Genomic DNA, 18,899 nt, shown 5'->3' on the forward strand with positions numbered 1-18,899 from the left:
TCCCCTAATGGAAAGCGATTTTCTCTAAGAAATTATGCTTTTAATTTTGACATTGCAATTTCGGCCGCCGCAATTGTCGCCTCAATATCTGCATCACTATGTGCTGTCGATAAGAATAAACCTTCAAATTGAGAAGGTGGTAAAAATACACCTTGTTCTACCATTTCACGATAGTAAGCTGCAAAGAATTCTAAGTTTGAAGATTTTGCTGCATCATAATTAATAACGTGCTCATCTGTAAAGAAAATACCAATCATAGAACCTGCACGATTAATGTGATGCGGGATATTATGCTTTTCAGCTGCCTTACGTAGTCCAGCCTCTAACATTTCTGCTTTACGCTCAAATTCCACATATGATTCTGGCGTTAACTGCACTAACGTTTCATAACCTGCTGTCATTGCAAGTGGATTACCCGATAATGTTCCAGCTTGGTAAATCGGTCCGCTTGGTGCAACTTGACGCATAATCTCTGCCTTCCCACCGTATGCTCCTACCGGCAAGCCACCACCGATTACTTTACCTAAACAAGTTAAGTCAGGAGTTACACCGTAGTAACCTTGTCCACAATTATAAGCAACACGGAATCCTGTCATTACTTCATCAAAAATAAGTAGTGCACCGTTTTGCTCTGTCACTTCACGAAGTCCTTCTAAAAACCCTGGTTGCGGGGGAACAACGCCCATATTCCCTGCCACTGGTTCTACAATTATACAAGCGATGTCATCACCGAATTGTTCGAAAGCATATTTTACACTTTCTAAATCGTTATACGCTACTGTAATCGTATTTTTCGCTACACCTTCTGGTACACCAGGGCTATCTGGTAAACCTAGCGTTGCTACACCCGAACCTGCTTTAATCAATAAAGAATCACCATGACCGTGATAACAACCAATGAATTTCAAAATTTTGTTACGTCCAGTGTAACCACGAGCTAAACGTAGTGCACTCATTGTCGCCTCTGTTCCAGAGTTAACCATACGCACAATCTCAATTGATGGTACACGCTCGATAACAAGCTGCGCTAATTTATTTTCAATTTCTGTTGGTGCACCAAAGCTTGTTCCTTTTTCAGCAACAGCTTTTAAAGCCTCAACAACACGATCATTCGCATGACCATGAATTAAAGGTCCCCACGATAATACGTAATCGATGTATTCATTCCCATCGATATCATATACTTTAGAGCCTTTTCCGCGCTCCATAAACAGCGGATTCATACCAACAGACTTAAAAGCACGAACAGGGCTGTTTACGCCTCCAGGCATTAAATTTTGAGCCTCTTCAAACGCCGCAATCGACTTATCAAATTTTTTCATTATTTAGCGCCTCCTTCTTGTAACCATCTTGCTGCATCTTTTGCATGATACGTAATAATCAAGTCTGCTCCTGCGCGTTTCATGCTAATTAATTTCTCAAGTACAACTTCTTTTTCATTAATCCAACCATTTTGTGCTGCTGCTTTAATCATCGAATATTCACCACTTACGTTATAAGCAACGACTGGTAAGTTAAAGTTATTTTTCACATCACGAACGATATCTAGATAAGAAAGAGCTGGCTTTACAATTAAGAAGTCGGCCCCTTCCATTACATCTGATTCTGCTTCACGGAATGCTTCCATACGGTTCGCTGGGTCCATTTGATATGTTTTACGGTCACCAAACTGCGGTGCACCGTGTGCTGCATCACGGAACGGTCCGTAAAATGCTGATGAATATTTCACAGCGTACGACATAACTGGTACGTGCGCGAAACCATTTTCATCTAATGCATGGCGAATTGCTGTTACAAATCCGTCCATCATGTTAGATGGTGCAATAATGTCTGCCCCTGCTTTCGCTTGACTTACAGCTGTTTTTGCAAGAGCTGCAAGAGACTCATCATTTAAAATAACGCCATCTTCAATAACACCGCAATGACCATGGCTTGTGAATTGACATAAACATGTATCTGCAACTACTACTAGCTCTGGGAACTCATCTTTAATTTGCTTAATTGCACGCTGTACAATTCCATGCTCACAATATGCCGATGATCCAACTTCGTCCTTTTCAGCAGGTAAACCAAATACAATAGCAGAACGAATGCCTAAATCAACGACCTCTTGCATTTCAGCTTGCAATAAATCTAAAGACATTTGATATACGCCTGGCATAGAAGGAACTTCATTACGAGTATTTTCTCCTTCTAATACAAAAATAGGGTAAATAAAATCTTCTGTATGTAAAAATGTTTCACGTACAAGCGCACGCATGCCCCCGCTTTGTCTTAAACGACGATGACGATTAAATTGTAAAGAATTCATAGATTTCTATCCCCATTCTTTTATTTTATAGATTCACAAATGCATTGTAGTAATGCTTCTACAGTGTACTCTTTTGGCACAATAACATGTGGAAAATAGAGGTTCGCCTCTTTTTCCGTAATAGGCCCTATACAAGCAATTGTACATTTTTTCATCCATTCTCTCCAGTTTGTACCCTCAAGTAAACGAACAAAACTATCAACAGTTGAAGGGCTCGTAAATGTAATAATATTTACTTCCCCTAATTTCAATGCTGTTATAAGTTCTTGTTTTTTCTCTACATTCACCTTCGTACCATATACAATTAACTCATCTAGAAAAACACCAAACTCCCTAAGTTTAACCGGGATTACATCTCTTGCTAAATTCCCTTTCGGAAATAAAATACGCTCGTTTCCACTTAATTCTTTTAGAAACTCTTCGGCAAATGTTTCTGCAACAAATGCAGTGGGAACAAACTCTACTTGATAGCCTCGCTTTTCTAACTCTAACTTTGTTTTCACGCCTACTGCAGCAATTTTAATCGGTCCGGGGAGCTTCTTTCTCAAACTATCTAGAAAAAAAGCTACACCATTTTTACTCGTGAAAATAACCCAGTCATACGAATGTAGCTGCCCTGCTATATGTTGAATTTGCCTATGAGACGTACCTTCCATACGCAAAAGCGGAATTTCCAATGGAATTCCGCTCCTTTCTTTCACTGCTACACTCATTTGTTTCGCTTGGTGCTGGGCACGTGTAATCAATACTGTTTTGCCAGCGAGAGCGTTCATATTTATTGTTGCTCCTTATTTGCAGCAAGGATGAGCTCTTTTGCTCCTTGTTTAATTAAACGGTCCGCAGCCTCTAATCCAACTTGCTTCGGATCATTACCTATTACTATCTCTTTCAATAAAACAGAACCGTCCATAGAACCGACAAGCGCTGTTAATTCGATTGCATCATTTTCTTTAAGAGTTGCATATCCAGCGATTGGAACTTGGCATCCACCTTCAAGTTTATGAAGAAATACTCGTTCAGCAGCCACTGTTCTTTCTGTTACTGCATCATTAATATGTGCTAACAACTGAAGTAAATCCGTATCATCCTCACGACATTCAATCGCTAATGCACCTTGTCCTACGGCTGGTACACATAACGTTTCATCTAAATGTTCTGTAATAACTTCTCCGTCCCAGCCCATTCTCTGTAATCCGGCTGTCGCTAAAATAATTGCATCGTAATCTTCATCTTTTAACTTACGTAAGCGTGTATCGATATTCCCGCGAATCCATTTTACTTGTAAATCTGGTCTCGCAGCTAGTAGTTGTGCACTACGTCTCAAACTACTCGTTCCTAAGAACGCGCCTTCTGCTAAGTCTTTAAACGATTCTCCGTTTTTAGAAATAAAAGCATCACGAGGGTCAACGCGCTTTGGCGTACAACCAATCGTTAATCCATCTGGAAGTACAGCGGGCATATCTTTCATACTATGTACAGCCATATCAATTTCTTTCGTAAGTAACGCATGTTCAATTTCCTTTACAAATAAACCTTTTCCGCCTACTTTTGAAAGAGTAACATCTAAAATAACATCACCTTTTGTGACGATTTCTTTCACTTCAAATTCATATGGTAAACCAAGCGCTTTTAATTGATCAATAAACCAATTAGTTTGTGTTAATGCTAGTTTACTCTTTCGTGAACCTACAATAATTTTGCGCATAATTCTCTCTCTCCTCATTATAAATACCAAAAGTGGAAATTAGATAAACTGCTTAATAGAAAAATGTTAACTAGCATTACGAGAAATGCCCCGATATTCCACTGCACAATTTTCTTACCTTGCAACACATCTGCTGCTCGTAAATATAAGCCCACGCAATATACAAATAGAACGACAAAAGACCCAATTACTTTCGTATCATACCAATGGAAATTATCCAATTTTGTATATCCCCATATGCATCCTAATATAATTGCTAATAAGAAAAACGGAACAGAAAATAAATTTAATCCGTAAGACATAGATTCAAGCTTCGGCAAATTTCCTAATCTTCTTAATCTCGCATTCCACTTTTTCTTTTTTAATAGTCGGTATTGCAATAAATACATAATAGAAAAAATAAACGATACAGTAAACGTTGCATAAGAAATGATCGCCATACCGACATGCACGTATACAAGTTCTGAAACTAATTGCTCTGCAAGTACTGGCGACATCTTCCCGAGCGGTGTAAAAATAGAAAAAGCGCTTACGCCAAATGCTACAACATTTGTAAAAAAGACTAAAAAGTCAATACGCATAAATCGATTAATGACTAATGACATCGTAATCAATAACCAAACATAAAAATAAATCCCTGATAATAAAGTTAAAATAGGATTCGTTTCTGAATCTGTAGCCCTAAGCAACATAAAAATAGACTGCAGAACCCATACAATCGAAAGTAACCAAAAAGCAAAGCGGTTCGCCTTTCGGTTACTTTGGAAATAATCTATAAAATATAAACTAATGCTACAAGCATATAAAATAATTGCAATATGATAAATAATACTGTTATTTAAAAAACTCATCCGATCATCCTTCCAAGTTATAAAGATGGAACGGATGGTGTCCACGCTCTTTTATGTTCTACTTCTTCCGTATTTCCCGCTTCTTCCACTTCTAAATCAAAAATCTTCGCAAATAAAGCTAATTTTTCGCCAGCTCCCTCTTCAACAGCTAATTCTTTAGCTACTAAAATTGGGTCTTTTAACAATTGGTTAATAATACTTTTCGTATGTTTACTAATTACTTTTTTCTCACGATCACTAAGGTTTGGTATTTTTCGCTCAAGACTTTCCATCGTATCACTTTGAATTGCTAGCGCTTTATCACGAAGAGCTGATATTAACGGTACAACACCAAGCGTACTTAACCACGTTTTAAATAAAACCATTTCTTCTTCAATCATAAATTGAATTTTCTCTGCTTCTTTTAAACGTTCAGCACGGTTTGCTTCAACTACACCTTGCAGATCGTCGATATCATATAAGAAAGAGCCTTCTAATTCATCAATCGCCGGATCAATATCACGTGGTACTGCAATATCAACCATAAATAACGGACGACCAGAGCGCATTCTCTCTACTTTTGTCATCATTTCTTTCGTAATGACATATTCTGATGCACCCGTTGAACTAATTAAAATATCCGCTTCTAATAATGCACATTGCAATTCACTTAAAGGCTTTGCATGTCCCATATATTTCTCAGCCATCACTTCCGCTTTCGTAAGCGTCCTATTCATAACCGTTACTTTACGAGCTCCACTTCCGTATAAGTTTTGCAGTGCAAGTTCACCCATCTTACCCGCACCAAGAATAAGTACATGACAATCTGTTAAATCGCCAAATATTTTCTTTCCGAGCTCAACAGCAGCATAACTAACAGACATCGCACTTTCACCAATCGTTGTTTCTGAGTGCGCACGTTTCGCTAACGTAACCACTTGCTTAAACAACTCATTAAAAATTGTACCTGTCGCTTTTACTTGTTGTGCTTCTAAAAAGCTATCTTTTATTTGACCTAAAATTTGCGTCTCTCCAACAACCATAGAATCCAAACCGCACGTTACGCGGAATAAATGATCTATTGCGCCATCTTGTTCAAAAATAGACAAGTATGGTGCGACTTCTCCTATTTCAAGCTGAAACCAATCAGCTAAAAACTTCTTAATGTAATACCGTCCCGTGTGTAATTGATCGACAACAGCGTAAATCTCAGTGCGATTACAAGTTGATACAATGACATTTTCTAGCACGCTCTTTTGGTTTTGTAATATAGTCATTGCTTGCTCTAGCTCTGCTGCCTGAAATGTGAGTTTCTCACGAAATTCTACAGGGGCTGTTCGATAATTTACACTAACAACAAGAATATGCACGCAGCATGTCCCCCTTCACCCGTTTTATCACTTTATCTACTATCATAATACAACTTTCCTCTTATGAATCTGACAATCGTGTGAACAACTGATTATTTTTTATTTATTCTCCATATGTAATAAAGGAGCTTCAGTAAGATTAATAAAGAACTTTCTACTTTATAATAATTATAAAATAACAACTCTATTTGTACGTTACCAAAAAAAGTCCTCATAATCAAGTGATGGAAACTATTCCATATTAATTATAACATCATCTTTTCTATCTTCTTTCATCATGAAGGAAAATATGTATGATTGTTCCAAAATATAGTACTCACTTTCTCGATGCAATGCATTTGACATTGTATTTCTTTTTCGTTATATTGGTTTTACAAAATTAAATTGCGCACAATTTAAAAATACAAGGAGTTGCCTATGAAAGAAAATCCTTTGCATCTAGATAACCAACTTTGTTTTTCTATTTACGCTTGTTCTAGAGAGGTTACCCGTTTTTACCGCCCCTATTTAGAAGAAATGGGCATTACGTATCCCCAGTACATTACTTTACTCGTACTCTGGGAACAAGACGGACTAACAGTAAAAGAAATTGGAGAACGTCTATTTTTAGATTCTGGTACTTTAACGCCTATGTTAAAACGTATGGAATCATTAAAACTTGTACAACGTGTTCGTTCAAAAGAAGACGAGCGAAAAGTTTGTATTGAATTAACAAAACAAGGTAAAGATTTAAAAGAAATAGCTTGTTCATTACCAACAACGATGGCTACAAATTTAGGCATTACAGAGCAAGAATATCATTCTTTATTAATCCAATTAAACACATTAATTGAAACAATGAAAAAAATTAATGACAGAAAAGGGGAATAAACATGGATAAATTATATACTGCTTCAGTAACAGCAACAGGTGGAAGAAACGGTAAGGTAGTTTCAGATGATGGCATATTAAATCTTGATGTAAAAATGCCAAAAGCACTAGGTGGCGCAGGCGGAGAAGCAACAAATCCAGAACAATTATTTGCAGCTGGTTATGCAGCTTGCTTTGATAGTGCATTACAACTTGTAATTCGTACAAAACGTATGAAGGTGGAAAGTACAGAAGTGACTGCACACGTTTCTATCGGTAAAGATACAGATGGTGGTTTCGGACTATCTGCTGTACTTGACGTACATGTTGCTGGTGTTTCTCATGCCGAAGCACAAGAACTTGTAGAAGCCGCTCACGGTGTATGTCCTTACTCTAAAGCAACAAGAGGAAATATTGAAGTTACATTAAACGTACGCTAAAAGTTTAGTAAATAAAAAAAACGCGCGACATTCGTCACGCGTTTTTTGTTTTTGTCATTTTATGAATTGCTTTCCATGCTTCTTCTTTTCCAAGTCCTGTTTCAGAAGAGAATAGAACGATTTCATCGCCAATTTCAACAGCAAGCGTTTCTTTTACAACTTTTAAATGCTTTTGCCATTTCCCTTTCGGAATTTTATCGGCTTTCGTTGCAATAATAATTGTTGGGATTTCATAATGCTTTAAGAAATCATACATCATAATGTCATCTTTTGTTGGTTGGTGACGTAAATCAACTACTAATACAGCTGCGTCTAATTGCGTACGTGTTGTAAAGTAAGTTTCAATCATTCTGCCCCATGCCGCGCGCTCTGTTTTAGATACTTTCGCATATCCATAACCTGGAACGTCAACAAAATGCATCATTTCATTGATTAAGAAAAAGTTCAGCGTTTGCGTTTTTCCTGGTTTAGAAGAAATACGTACTAACTTTTTACGATTTAAAATTTTATTAATAAAGGAAGACTTCCCGACATTAGAACGACCTGCTAAGGCAATTTCTGGTAAATCACTGTCTGGATATTGTTCCGGTTTAACGGCACTAATTACAATATCTGCTTTTGTTACTTTCATTGTTTCACTCCTACTAATGCGTGCTCCAATACTTCGTCTAAATGAGATGCAAGCACAAACGTAAGGTTTTCTTTTACGCTCTCTGGAATATCATCTAAATCTTTCTCATTTTCCGCCGGTAAAATAATTTTTGTTAATCCCGCGCGGTGAGCACTTAATGTTTTTTCTTTCAAACCACCAATCGGTAATACACGACCACGAAGTGTAATTTCACCTGTCATACCAACTTCTTTACTTACAGGAATACCTGTTAGTGCAGAAATAAGTGCCGTTGCCATCGTAATACCTGCTGACGGTCCATCTTTTGGAACTGCTCCTTCTGGAACATGAATATGAATATCGTTTTTCTCATGGAAATCCGGATCAATATGAAGCTCTTCTGCACGAGAACGAATATAGCTAAACGCGGCTTGTGCGGATTCTTTCATAACATCCCCAAGTTTCCCTGTTAAAATTAATTTCCCTTTTCCTGGCGCTACAGACACTTCAATTGCAAGTGTATCGCCGCCCGCTGCTGTGTAAGCTAAACCTGTTGCCATACCAACTTGGTCTGTTTTTTCAGCTTGACCATAACGGAATATATGCTTACCAAGTAAATCAACAATATTTTTCTCTGTTACAACAATGCGCTTGCGTTCTGCTGTAACGATAATTTTTGCTGCTTTACGGCAAACTTTTGCAATTTGACGCTCTAACGTACGAACACCAGCCTCGCGTGTATAATAACGAATAATTTCAAGAAGCGCTTCATCACGTACTTGCAAATTACCTTTTCGCAAACCGTGCTCTTTTAATTGTTTCGGCAATAAATGCTCACGAGCAATGTGCACCTTTTCAAGTTCTGTATAACCAGCAATTGAAATGATTTCCATACGGTCAAGCAATGGGCCCGGAACACTTGCAAGTGTATTAGCAGTTGCAACGAACATAACTTTCGATAAATCATATGGCTCTTCAATGTAATGATCACTGAAATTATGGTTTTGTTCTGGATCTAACACTTCAAGTAACGCCGCTGATGGGTCTCCCCTGAAATCGTTAGACATTTTATCAATCTCATCTAATAAGAAGACTGGATTAACTGTTTTCGCCTTTTTCATACCTTGAATGATACGTCCTGGCATCGCTCCTACATATGTACGACGGTGACCACGAATTTCAGATTCATCACGCACACCACCAAGAGAAACACGTACAAAATTACGGTTTAACGATGTTGCAATAGAACGTGCTAACGAAGTTTTCCCAACCCCAGGAGGTCCTACTAGACAAAGAATTGGCCCTTTTAATGAATTCGTTAACTTCTGTACAGCTAAATATTCAAGTACTCGCTCTTTCACTTTTTCAAGACCGTAATGATCTTTATTTAAAATTTCTTCCGAATGAGTGAGGTCAATCATATCCTCTGTTGCTGTTGTCCATGGGAGAGCTAATAGCCAATCAATATAATTATGAATGACACCACTCTCAGCAGAACTTACAGGTAATTTTTCATAACGATCTAATTCTTTCATTGCAGCCTTCATTGTTTCTTCAGGCATTCCCGACTGTTCAATTTTCTCACGAAGTTCTTCAACTTCCCCGCCCTTGCCTTCTTTATCACCAAGTTCAGTTTGAATCGCCTTCATTTGCTCACGTAAGAAATATTCTTTTTGCGTGCGCTCCATTGAACGTTTCACTTTTTGTCCAATTTTCTTTTCTAGGCTAAGTAACTCTTGTTCATCTTGAATAATTGAAATAAGTGTATGTAGTCGCTCTTTCACAGATACAATCTCTAAAATCTCTTGTTTCTGCTTCGTTTTAATCGGTAAGTGAGAAGCAATTAAATCAGCTAGTCTTCCCGGTTCTTCTACATCAGCCACCGTTGCAAATGTTTCATTTGAAACTTTTTTCGAAACTTTAATATATTGTTCGAAATGCTCCAGTAACGTACGCATAAGAGCCTTCTCTTCCAAATCATCTTCTACTTCTTCAGTTACTGTTCTAATAGAAACTTGCACTATATTTTCTTCTTCGATAAACTCTACTACTTCTGCTCTATGTAAACCTTCTACAAGGACACGAAGCGTACCGTTAGGCAATTTTAACATTTGCTTCACTTTCGCCACTGTACCTACACTATATATGTCATCTTCTTTCGGATCGTCGATATTCATTTCTTTTTGCATTGCTAAAAAGATGATATTTTCATCCATTGCCGCCTGCTCTAGTGCTTGTATCGATTTATCACGTCCTACATCAAGATGCAGAACCATCGTTGGATATACGAGAATGCCTCTTAATGGTAGGAGGGGCACAATTCTTTCATTCGTATTCATACTAGACATAGCACCTCCATAATAAATTAAACTCCTGTTCAACTATTTTATATTACAATACATCTAGATGCAATTGCAGAGATTCTTCGCAATTGTTAATCCCCTGTTTTTTTGTGCCTCACGAAAAGAAAAAAGACTCCGCTTAAGCATACAAACTTAAACGAAGTCTGGCAAATTTTTATTATTGTATATTCTCACATTGATTGTGCATCTGTTTCGCCCAAATCATTATGTGCATCAAGCTCACGATGCACATTTTCCTGCATAAATGTTAATTCAAATACTTCTTTTAATTTGCGAACAGGAATGATCTCAATTCCCTTTATTGTATACAAAAATGGTTGCATGTTTTCAGCCGGAATGATGACTTTCTTAGCTCCCGCTTTTTTCGCAGCTTTTATTTTTGCGTACACACCACCAATAGGCTTCACTTCTCCGTGGATACTTATCTCACCTGTCATCGCTACTTCATTATTCACATACGTACGATGCACTGCTGAATAGACACCTGTTGCCATAGCAATACCTGCTGAAGGACCATCAATCGGGATACCACCAGGAAAATTAATATGTATATCATACCCTTCTGGCAACACATCTAGAGAACGAAGTACTGTTAACACATTATCAACAGAACCTTTCGCCATACTTTTACGGCGGATTGATTTCGTTTGATTTCCAATACTTTCCTCTTCTACAATTCCAGTGACATTTACTGATCCTTTATCTTTCGCAGGTATAGCTGTTACCTCAATTTCTAATAACGCACCTGTATTCGGCCCATATACAGCAAGCCCGTTCACAAGACCGATTCTCGGAATTGGATAAATACGTTTTTCGTACTTTGGTGTAAGCTGACTAGAATGAACAACCCACTCAATATCTTCATCTTTAATGAAAGGTCGTTCTTCATTTATCGCCATACCAGCAGAAATTTGCACGAGATTAATTGCTTCTCGCCCATTTCTTGCATACATTCCAATCATTTCGATACCGTTCTCACCTACTTGCATCTCCACTTTGTCAGCTGCATTTTTCGCTACTTTTTGAATTTCTTCTGTATCTAACTCACGGAAGAACACTTCTAAACAACGCGACCTAATTGCAGGAGGAATTTCCTCTGGTGAACGTGTCGTTGCACCAACTAAGCGAAAATCTGCAGGTAAACCTTTTTGAAAAATATCATGTATATACGTTGGAATCATCGAATTTTCTTCACTATAATACGCACTTTCCAAAAACACTTTCCGATCTTCTAACACTTTTAGCATTTTATTCATTTGAATTGGATGTAATTCACCAATCTCATCAATGAACAAAATACCACCATGCGCATCTGTTACAGCCCCTTTTTTCGGTTGCGGGATACCCGCTTGTCCCATTGCACCTGCTCCTTGATAAATAGGATCATGCACTGAACCAATTAATGGATCCGCAATACCACGCTCATCAAACCTAGCTGTCGTCGCATCAAGTTCGATAAATGTTGCATTTGTACGAAATGGAGATTTCGGATTTCGTTTCGCTTCTTCTAATACAAGGCGTGCTGCCGCTGTCTTTCCGACACCTGGCGGACCGTATATGATCACATGTTGCGGATTAGGACCACAAAGAGCCGCTTTTAACGACTTAATCCCGTCTTCTTGCCCTACAATGTCTATAAAGGATGTAGGACGTACCTTTTCCGCAAGCGGCTCTGTTAAAGAAACCTCACGCATTTTACGAAGCTGCTCTAATTCTTTTTTCGATTCTCGATCAATTGAAACTTTTTGTGTTCGCTGATTTCGAAGTAAATGCCAAAAATACAATCCGACAATTACTCCAAAAACAAGTTGAACAAGTAAAAATATATTTGTCCAGCTCATAATTCATTTCCTCCCGCTATGTTTTACCTTTTAGTATTTCCTGGGAGGAATAGTGCTAAACATAAAGAAAAACAGCAATTATAAAAATTGCTGTTTCTTCTTCGCATTATGCAGATGTTTTTGTATCAAGTACAGTACCGTCTTGTAACACCAATTTCGGCGGTTCATTATCAGCTACTGTTTCTTTCGTAAGAATACACTTCTCGATATCTTTGCGAGATGGAAGTTCGAACATTACATCAAGCATCAAGCCTTCAATAATAGAACGAAGTCCACGAGCACCTGTTTTACGTTCAATTGCTTTTTTCGCAATCTCAACTAGTGCACCTTCTTCAAACTCTAACTCAACATCGTCAAGCTCCAATAATTTTTGGAATTGCTTAACAAGTGCATTTTTCGGTTTAGTTAAAATATCTACAAGAGCATCTTCATCAAGCGGCTCTAGGTTCGCAATAACTGGAAGACGACCGATAAACTCCGGAATTAAACCGAATCTTAAAAGATCCTCTGGTAAAACGTGAGATAAAACATGCTTCTCATTTACATCAGCATTTTTCTTCTCAGCACCAAATCCAATTACTTTCTCACCAAGGCGACGTTTAATAATAGGCTCGATGCCATCAAACGCTCCACCACAAATGAATAGGATGTTCGTTGTATCAATTTGAATAAACTCTTGATGCGGGTGCTTACGACCACCTTGAGGTGGAACGCTCGCTACAGTACCTTCTAAAATTTTCAGAAGTGCCTGCTGTACACCTTCACCAGATACATCACGTGTAATTGATGGATTTTCGGACTTACGTGCCACTTTATCAATCTCATCAATATAAATAATTCCTTTTTCCGCTTTTTCTACATCGTAATCAGCCGCTTGAATTAGTTTTAGTAAGATGTTTTCTACATCTTCCCCAACGTATCCAGCTTCTGTTAAAGATGTTGCGTCCGCGATTGCAAATGGAACATTTAAAATACGCGCTAATGTTTGTGCCAATAATGTTTTACCACTACCAGTTGGCCCAATAAGTGAAATATTACTCTTCGCTAATTCTACATCATCAATTTTGCTGTTAGAATTAATGCGTTTGTAATGGTTATATACCGCTACCGCTAGTGCTTTTTTCGCGTTATCTTGTCCGATGACATACTCATCTAAGATTTCACGAATTTCTACCGGTTTCGGTACATCTTTGAATTCTACTTCTTCGTCCTTCGCAAGCTCCTCTTGTACAATTTCAGTACAAAGCTCGATACACTCGTCACAAATGTAAACACCTGGACCTGCAACTAACTTTCGAACTTGCGTTTGTGTTTTACCACAGAAAGAACATTTTAATTGACCTTTTTCATCATTAAATTTAAACATATTTTCACACCCCTTACAAAGTGCTAACCTCTTGCCTTCGTATGTACACGATAAATGTATCGTATGTAAATACATATTATGTCACTACGTAGCGAGAAATACAAATAATATGACTAGTTATGTACAAATAAAAAAATTTTAAAACTTTTGAAATATGTATATTCGACTTACAAAGGCACTTTTCCTTCTTCATCGAAAAGTTTTATAAATATATTTCTATATTTATAAAACAAGGCACGATTAAAATCGCGCCTTGTTATTTTATTATGCAGCGTTGTCTACTAAGAAGTCTACAGCTTTACGCACTTTAAGATCTTCAGATAAAGCGTCTACGCTTCCAAGAGCTTGCTTGATAGCGTCTACTGGCATACCGTACATTTCAGCCATTTTTTCAACTTCTGCAGTTACTTCTTCTTCAGTAACTTCGATGTTTTCAGCTTCAATGATAGCTTCAAGAACAAGATTGATTCTTACACGTTTTTGTGCATCCTCTTTCATTTGCTCTTTTAATTTGTCAGCGTCAGTACCTGTGAATTGGTAGTAAAGCTCAAGGTTCATACCTTGTTGGCTTAAACGTTGCTCGAATTCACGAACCATACGATCTAACTCAGTGTCGATCATAGCTTCTGGAATGTCGATTTCAGCGTTAGCAGCAGCTAATTCTACTACTTCGTCACGTACTTTGTGCTCAGCTTCGTGCTTTTTGCCTTCTTCTAAGTTTGTACGAAGTTTTGTTTTTAATTCATCAAGAGTTGCAACTTCTTCGTCAGCATCTTTAGCGAACTCGTCGTTTAACTCAGGAAGTTCTTTTGTTTTGATTTCGTGAATTGTTACTTTGAATGTTGCTGGTTTACCAGCTAATTCAGCAGCATGGTACTCTTCTGGGAATGATACTTCAACTTCTTTAGAATCACCAGATTTAAGACCAATTACTTGCTCTTCGAAACCTGGGATGAAAGTACCAGAACCGATTGCAAGAGAATAGTTTTCGCCTTTTCCGCCTTCAAATGCTTCGCCATCAACGAAACCTTCGAAGTCGATTACAGCTGTATCACCATCTGCAGCAGTTCCTTCTTCTTTAACAACTAGTTCAGCTTGACGCTCTTGTAAAGCTTTTACTTCGTTCTCTACATCCTCGTCAGTTACAGTTGTTTCAACTTTTTCTACTGCTAAACCTTTGTAATCACCTAATTTAACTTCAGGTTTTACAGTAACTTTTGCAGTGAAAATTAAGTTTTGGCCTTTTTCGAATTTCTCGATGTCAATCTCAGGATGAGCAACTGGGAAGATACCAGCTTCATCGATTGCTTCACCGTATGCTTTTGGTAAGATGATATCTAAAGCATCTTGGTATAAAGATTCAATACCAAAGCGTTGTTCGAATAATGGACGAGGCATTTTTCCTTTACGGAAACCTGGTACATTAATTGTTTTTACTACTTTTTTGAATGCAGCGTCGATAGAGTTATTTACTTCTTTAGCATCAACTTCGATTGTTAAAACGCCAATGTTACCTTCTAATTTTTCCCATTTTGTAGACATTTATTCTTTCCCTCCAACTATAATAATGTATGCACATACCTCTATAGATCAAAATTTTTATTATCTCTTTCTTGAAATAACAAATGTACAAATAACCCTCTAGCAAAAAGCTTTCAGATACAATGTTCCAATCTACTAATTGTCTAAAAGACAACTACGGTATATTTTGTTCGAGACTAATATGAAACATATTAAGTAAGAGAATTATACTCCTCTTCTCTTACAAACAGGCAGATTTCTGCCTTTTGCAACCCTTACATTATAACATAGAATGTGCTCGTTTCAATAACTGAACGATTCTTTTTCATAATTATACGGGCAAATACCCTTCTCTTTCAATACGCAGTAACCATTGATAGGCAATATGAAATTCCTCAAACTCAATATTGTATGCTGTCATAAGTTCTTCTTCATCAATAGCCAATCCGAAACGCTTTCTTCCAATTCTCTCTAAGACAGCAGCCCAAATTTCTACTTTATCCATTAATAGAGGGAACGGAAAAATGCTAATTTGTAATTCTTTCCAGTATGTAACCATCGTAATAAATATATCTGGATAATTTTGCTCTAATCGGTTTGAGAATTTATGTATAATTTTATCGGATTGCTCCTCATTATGACCTGTAAATGCTGGAATCACCTTTATCGTATTTCCAAACTTCTCTACTTCTATCTCTTCTTCTATTTGATTTTCTACCATTTTATACAAAATAGAAGTTTTTAAATAAGGGTGCTGATCTTCGTCTATTAAAAATTTCTTTAAAGTAGGAAGTGCGAGATCCAGGTCTTTTAACGAAAGTTTCTGGATCACTCTTAGCTTTTGACCAAAGTTTTCTCCAAAAAGCCCATCGGTAAATTTTTCTAATTCAAAATTCGAATCCACTAGCGGTGTATCTTCTTCATTCAGCATCCCTTGTGCAAACAAAGCAAGCTGCGCCAATTTTTCCTTTTGCTCAGGAATTATATCTTTCGTTTGCAAAACTTCCTCAACAGTTTCAATGACACCTTCATAATCATTTGTTTGAACTAAAATAGTTACATACGTTTCAAGAATATCACCAAATAATACAGCTCCTGTTTCAAGTAACTGCTCACATTTTTCTTTCGCTTCTTCCATACGTTTTAATTCTAGCAAACAAATAACGGAAGCTAATTCTGTTTGTTCCGTTTCTGCATTATACTGACGTAATATTTCAAAGCAGCGCAATGCATCTTCGAATTCCCGCTCTTTCAACGCTAAAAAACCTTTATCAATATAGCGTTCTGATAGTTGCGGAAACAATACGACCGTATTTTCTTTTTTATCCATACGTCCGCCTCTTTTTCTAGATTTTAATGATCTTCAAAGTAAATATATCAAATGCGTAATGAGAACACAACATTCCAAAATTATTTATTTGAAATATAGGAATATTCTATTTTCTTAATAAAAAAACAACAAACTTCTAAATAAAATTCATTTTTCACAAACAAAAACCCTCAGCAACAGACGGCAGAGGGTTCATCATTAATGGAAAGCTTTTATAATTGTGGGGTATATAACAAGGGTAATAATTTGGAGAACAATAATTGCCATAACAATCATGCTAAAATAGAAGATTGGTTTACTTCGCTTCATTAAAAACATAATAATAAGCATCGTACAAGCAAACAAACTTAAAAAGAACAAACTCGTTGTCGAACTAAGTATACCACTCGGGACAAAGAACAATAAAACTACACTACAAGTACCTATAATTCCAAATAACCATTCCATTCATTCACTCATTCCCTTTCCCTCTCATGGCAGTTTTTTCTACGCTACTAAATGTTTTACAACATCAATTACATATGTTAACTTTTCATACGCCACAAACCCAAAAGCTACTGTTAAACCCGTTACGATTAATCCTTTCATCATCTCTTCCTCCTCATTTATCGTTGTTATCTTCATTATATAAGATTAGTAATTTGTTACCATCGAACTTCCTTACACTTACCTTACAGAGTTGTAAGATTTCAAAAATAAGTTTAAAATCATGTTAATATATTTTTGTACAATTAAGAATTTAATTTACAAGGGGGATTATATATGTTCAAAAAAATGGCTGCTGATGTTTTAGGATTAAGCGATGTAGGTTCTGTCATTACACCAAAAGATTATGATAAGGTTGATGCTGATGATTACGTGATGCATGAAGATGGGGAGAAAATTTACTTTCTTATTAAATCAAAATCGGATGAATATTGCTTTACAAACAAAGGATTAATTCACCTAGATGGTACAAGTGCCACAAGCAAAAAACGTACATTACGCCGCTTTAGCTATAGTAAATATCAAATTAAAAACGTAGCACTTGAAACTGCAGGAACGATTGATTTAGATGTAGAAATTAAATTTCAAATGGGAGATGAGCATTACTCAATTGATGTTCATAAAAAACATATTGAAGAATTAAAAGATTTATATAAGGCTCTTCTTAAAATCGAAGAAATTTCATACGACAACGACATTACATTGCAGTATGCACATAAAAGTTTAGATATGGCATCTAACGCTTTCAGCCGTATTTCAAATGCACAAGTAAATTTAGCAGAACAGTTTAAAGAGATGAACGAGATCGCCTTTAACTGGCTCGTTGATACGAAAAAGCAATATAACGTGAAAGATTACGGTTTTGTCTTTGAAAAATTTATTAATAACTAATTTAAAACAAACAAAAAACCTTGTTATCAAAAGATAACAAGGTTTTTTTAGCGTCCCAGGAGAGATTCGAACTCCCGACCCGTCAATTACCTACGATATATAAACGATTCTTTCATCGCTTGCTGAACGTTCATTTGTGCGGTCAACTGACCGTTTTTGTTAATTAATATTATACGCTATAGAGCCGTTCTACGTCAACGTCAAAAGCCCCTTTATTCTATCGATTCCCTATGGACAATTCTGATGCATTTAGATGATACTATATCCACGGAAGAAAAGATAATCACCTTAAAACCGCAATCTCGGCGTACCTTTCCGCAATTATAGCCGAAAAAAAGACGTAGATAACAAAACCCACGTCCCCTCTCGTAATTATTGTGCCTTATATTTCTCAAAAAACTCATACAGCGCAATTTCAACAATCTCATCTCGGTTTAAGCGATGCTTATCTTCAAATCCATCTAATTTCACGCATATCTTCTTGTCAAGATTAACGGTTCTACTCGCTTTCTCCCTCGCACCACTTTCTCCAATATGCGTATACAACGAATGAATCAGATTTGTCTTATTCTGCGCTAAATCCTTTTCTTTCTGTTGAGCGATTTGATTAACCGCGTTTTTAGTCGCACCCCATTCGTTAATTACCTTTCGTAGTGCATTGACTTCTTTTTTCGTAAGGGTGTTACTTGTGGCTTCCGCCTTTAAATCATTTGCATCTACTATAAACTCTCCGATATCCGCTTCCAAAGGCGGTTCGCCTGTAGACGTAAAATGCCAACCTAAACCACGGTTATATTCGTAACCAGCTGCCTTCAATGCTTTTGATAACTTCTTGTGACTTATCCCGACCTGTTTTGCTACTATCATTACCCGACTTTCTTTTAACATCTGTAATAAATCTTTTACACTCATAGTTGTTTTTCCCCCTTTTAAGCCCTCTCTTTCTATTATAATGTTTCGCAATTTGCGAAATAAATATAAATGCA

General features: G+C 37.0%; 17 protein-coding genes. 3 read left to right on the forward strand and 14 right to left on the reverse strand.

Going from position 1 to position 18,899, the window contains the following annotated elements:
* Window positions 1-32 precede the first annotated feature (32 nt).
* The 6 genes from hemL to hemA are packed head-to-tail and all read right to left on the reverse strand — an operon-like array spanning window position 33 to window position 6,216.
* Window positions 33-1,322, reverse strand: coding sequence for a glutamate-1-semialdehyde 2,1-aminomutase (gene hemL / locus JFT95_RS19920; RefSeq protein ID WP_088293440.1), 1,290 nt, complete (start codon window positions 1,320-1,322; stop codon window positions 33-35).
* The gene (gene hemB / locus JFT95_RS19925; RefSeq protein WP_201053032.1) at window positions 1,322-2,311 is read right to left on the reverse strand and encodes a porphobilinogen synthase; all 990 of its coding nucleotides are present in this window, start codon (window positions 2,309-2,311) and stop codon (window positions 1,322-1,324) included. Before hemB ends, hemL begins: the two co-directional genes overlap by 1 nt.
* A 20-nt stretch (window positions 2,312-2,331) precedes the next feature.
* Entirely contained in the window at window positions 2,332-3,084 is a 753-nt protein-coding gene (gene hemD, locus JFT95_RS19930) for a uroporphyrinogen-III synthase (protein WP_201053034.1), read from the reverse strand.
* Between the two features lie 2 nt (window positions 3,085-3,086).
* Window positions 3,087-4,016 (reverse strand): hydroxymethylbilane synthase, encoded by a 930-nt coding sequence (gene hemC / locus JFT95_RS19935; protein ID WP_201053036.1) that lies wholly within the window; start codon window positions 4,014-4,016, stop codon window positions 3,087-3,089.
* Between the two features lie 17 nt (window positions 4,017-4,033).
* Window positions 4,034-4,867 (reverse strand): cytochrome c biogenesis protein, encoded by an 834-nt coding sequence (locus tag JFT95_RS19940; protein ID WP_002015354.1) that lies wholly within the window; start codon window positions 4,865-4,867, stop codon window positions 4,034-4,036.
* 17 nt (window positions 4,868-4,884) lie between these two features.
* On the reverse strand, window positions 4,885-6,216 hold the full coding sequence (hemA, locus tag JFT95_RS19945; protein WP_201053038.1) for a glutamyl-tRNA reductase: 1,332 nt from the start codon (window positions 6,214-6,216) through the stop codon (window positions 4,885-4,887).
* A 417-nt stretch (window positions 6,217-6,633) separates the two neighbouring features.
* Between hemA and JFT95_RS19950 the strand changes: the two genes are divergently transcribed.
* Window positions 6,634-7,086: a MarR family winged helix-turn-helix transcriptional regulator gene (locus JFT95_RS19950; protein ID WP_002034199.1), complete on the forward strand. Its 453-nt coding sequence runs from the start codon at window positions 6,634-6,636 to the stop codon at window positions 7,084-7,086.
* Window positions 7,087-7,088: 2 nt separating this feature from the next.
* The gene (locus tag JFT95_RS19955) at window positions 7,089-7,505 is read left to right on the forward strand and encodes an organic hydroperoxide resistance protein (RefSeq protein ID WP_002015349.1); all 417 of its coding nucleotides are present in this window, start codon (window positions 7,089-7,091) and stop codon (window positions 7,503-7,505) included.
* Between the two features lie 34 nt (window positions 7,506-7,539).
* Here JFT95_RS19955 and yihA read toward each other — a convergent pair whose 3' ends face one another.
* The 7 genes from yihA to JFT95_RS19990 all read right to left on the reverse strand — a co-directional run bounded on the left by yihA (window position 7,540) and on the right by JFT95_RS19990 (window position 16,983).
* On the reverse strand, window positions 7,540-8,136 hold the full coding sequence (gene yihA, locus JFT95_RS19960) for a ribosome biogenesis GTP-binding protein YihA/YsxC (protein ID WP_002088829.1): 597 nt from the start codon (window positions 8,134-8,136) through the stop codon (window positions 7,540-7,542).
* Complete coding sequence (gene lon, locus JFT95_RS19965) at window positions 8,133-10,463, reverse strand: endopeptidase La (RefSeq protein ID WP_201053040.1); 2,331 nt, start codon at window positions 10,461-10,463, stop codon at window positions 8,133-8,135. Before lon ends, yihA begins: the two co-directional genes overlap by 4 nt.
* 185 nt (window positions 10,464-10,648) lie before the next feature.
* Window positions 10,649-12,319, reverse strand: coding sequence for an ATP-dependent protease LonB (lonB, locus tag JFT95_RS19970; RefSeq protein WP_002015346.1), 1,671 nt, complete (start codon window positions 12,317-12,319; stop codon window positions 10,649-10,651).
* Between the two features lie 106 nt (window positions 12,320-12,425).
* On the reverse strand, window positions 12,426-13,685 hold the full coding sequence (gene clpX, locus JFT95_RS19975; protein ID WP_000472285.1) for an ATP-dependent protease ATP-binding subunit ClpX: 1,260 nt from the start codon (window positions 13,683-13,685) through the stop codon (window positions 12,426-12,428).
* Between the two features lie 264 nt (window positions 13,686-13,949).
* Window positions 13,950-15,227, reverse strand: coding sequence for a trigger factor (gene tig, locus JFT95_RS19980; protein WP_201053041.1), 1,278 nt, complete (start codon window positions 15,225-15,227; stop codon window positions 13,950-13,952).
* Window positions 15,228-15,537: 310 nt separating this feature from the next.
* Entirely contained in the window at window positions 15,538-16,536 is a 999-nt protein-coding gene (locus JFT95_RS19985; RefSeq protein WP_201053043.1) for a hypothetical protein, read from the reverse strand.
* Window positions 16,537-16,734: 198 nt separating this feature from the next.
* Complete coding sequence (locus JFT95_RS19990) at window positions 16,735-16,983, reverse strand: hypothetical protein (RefSeq protein ID WP_001983650.1); 249 nt, start codon at window positions 16,981-16,983, stop codon at window positions 16,735-16,737.
* A 315-nt stretch (window positions 16,984-17,298) separates the two neighbouring features.
* Here JFT95_RS19990 and JFT95_RS19995 point away from each other — a divergent pair, with 315 nt between their 5' ends.
* The gene (locus JFT95_RS19995; RefSeq protein ID WP_000473869.1) at window positions 17,299-17,913 is read left to right on the forward strand and encodes a PH domain-containing protein; all 615 of its coding nucleotides are present in this window, start codon (window positions 17,299-17,301) and stop codon (window positions 17,911-17,913) included.
* 372 nt (window positions 17,914-18,285) lie between these two features.
* Here JFT95_RS19995 and JFT95_RS20000 read toward each other — a convergent pair whose 3' ends face one another.
* Window positions 18,286-18,825: a CopG family transcriptional regulator gene (locus tag JFT95_RS20000; RefSeq protein ID WP_098345225.1), complete on the reverse strand. Its 540-nt coding sequence runs from the start codon at window positions 18,823-18,825 to the stop codon at window positions 18,286-18,288.
* Between the last annotated feature and the right edge of the window lie 74 nt (window positions 18,826-18,899).

Origin of the sequence: Bacillus sp. TH17 (genome assembly GCF_016651125.1) — a bacterium.
Taxonomy (GTDB): domain Bacteria; phylum Bacillota; class Bacilli; order Bacillales; family Bacillaceae_G; genus Bacillus_A; species Bacillus_A mycoides.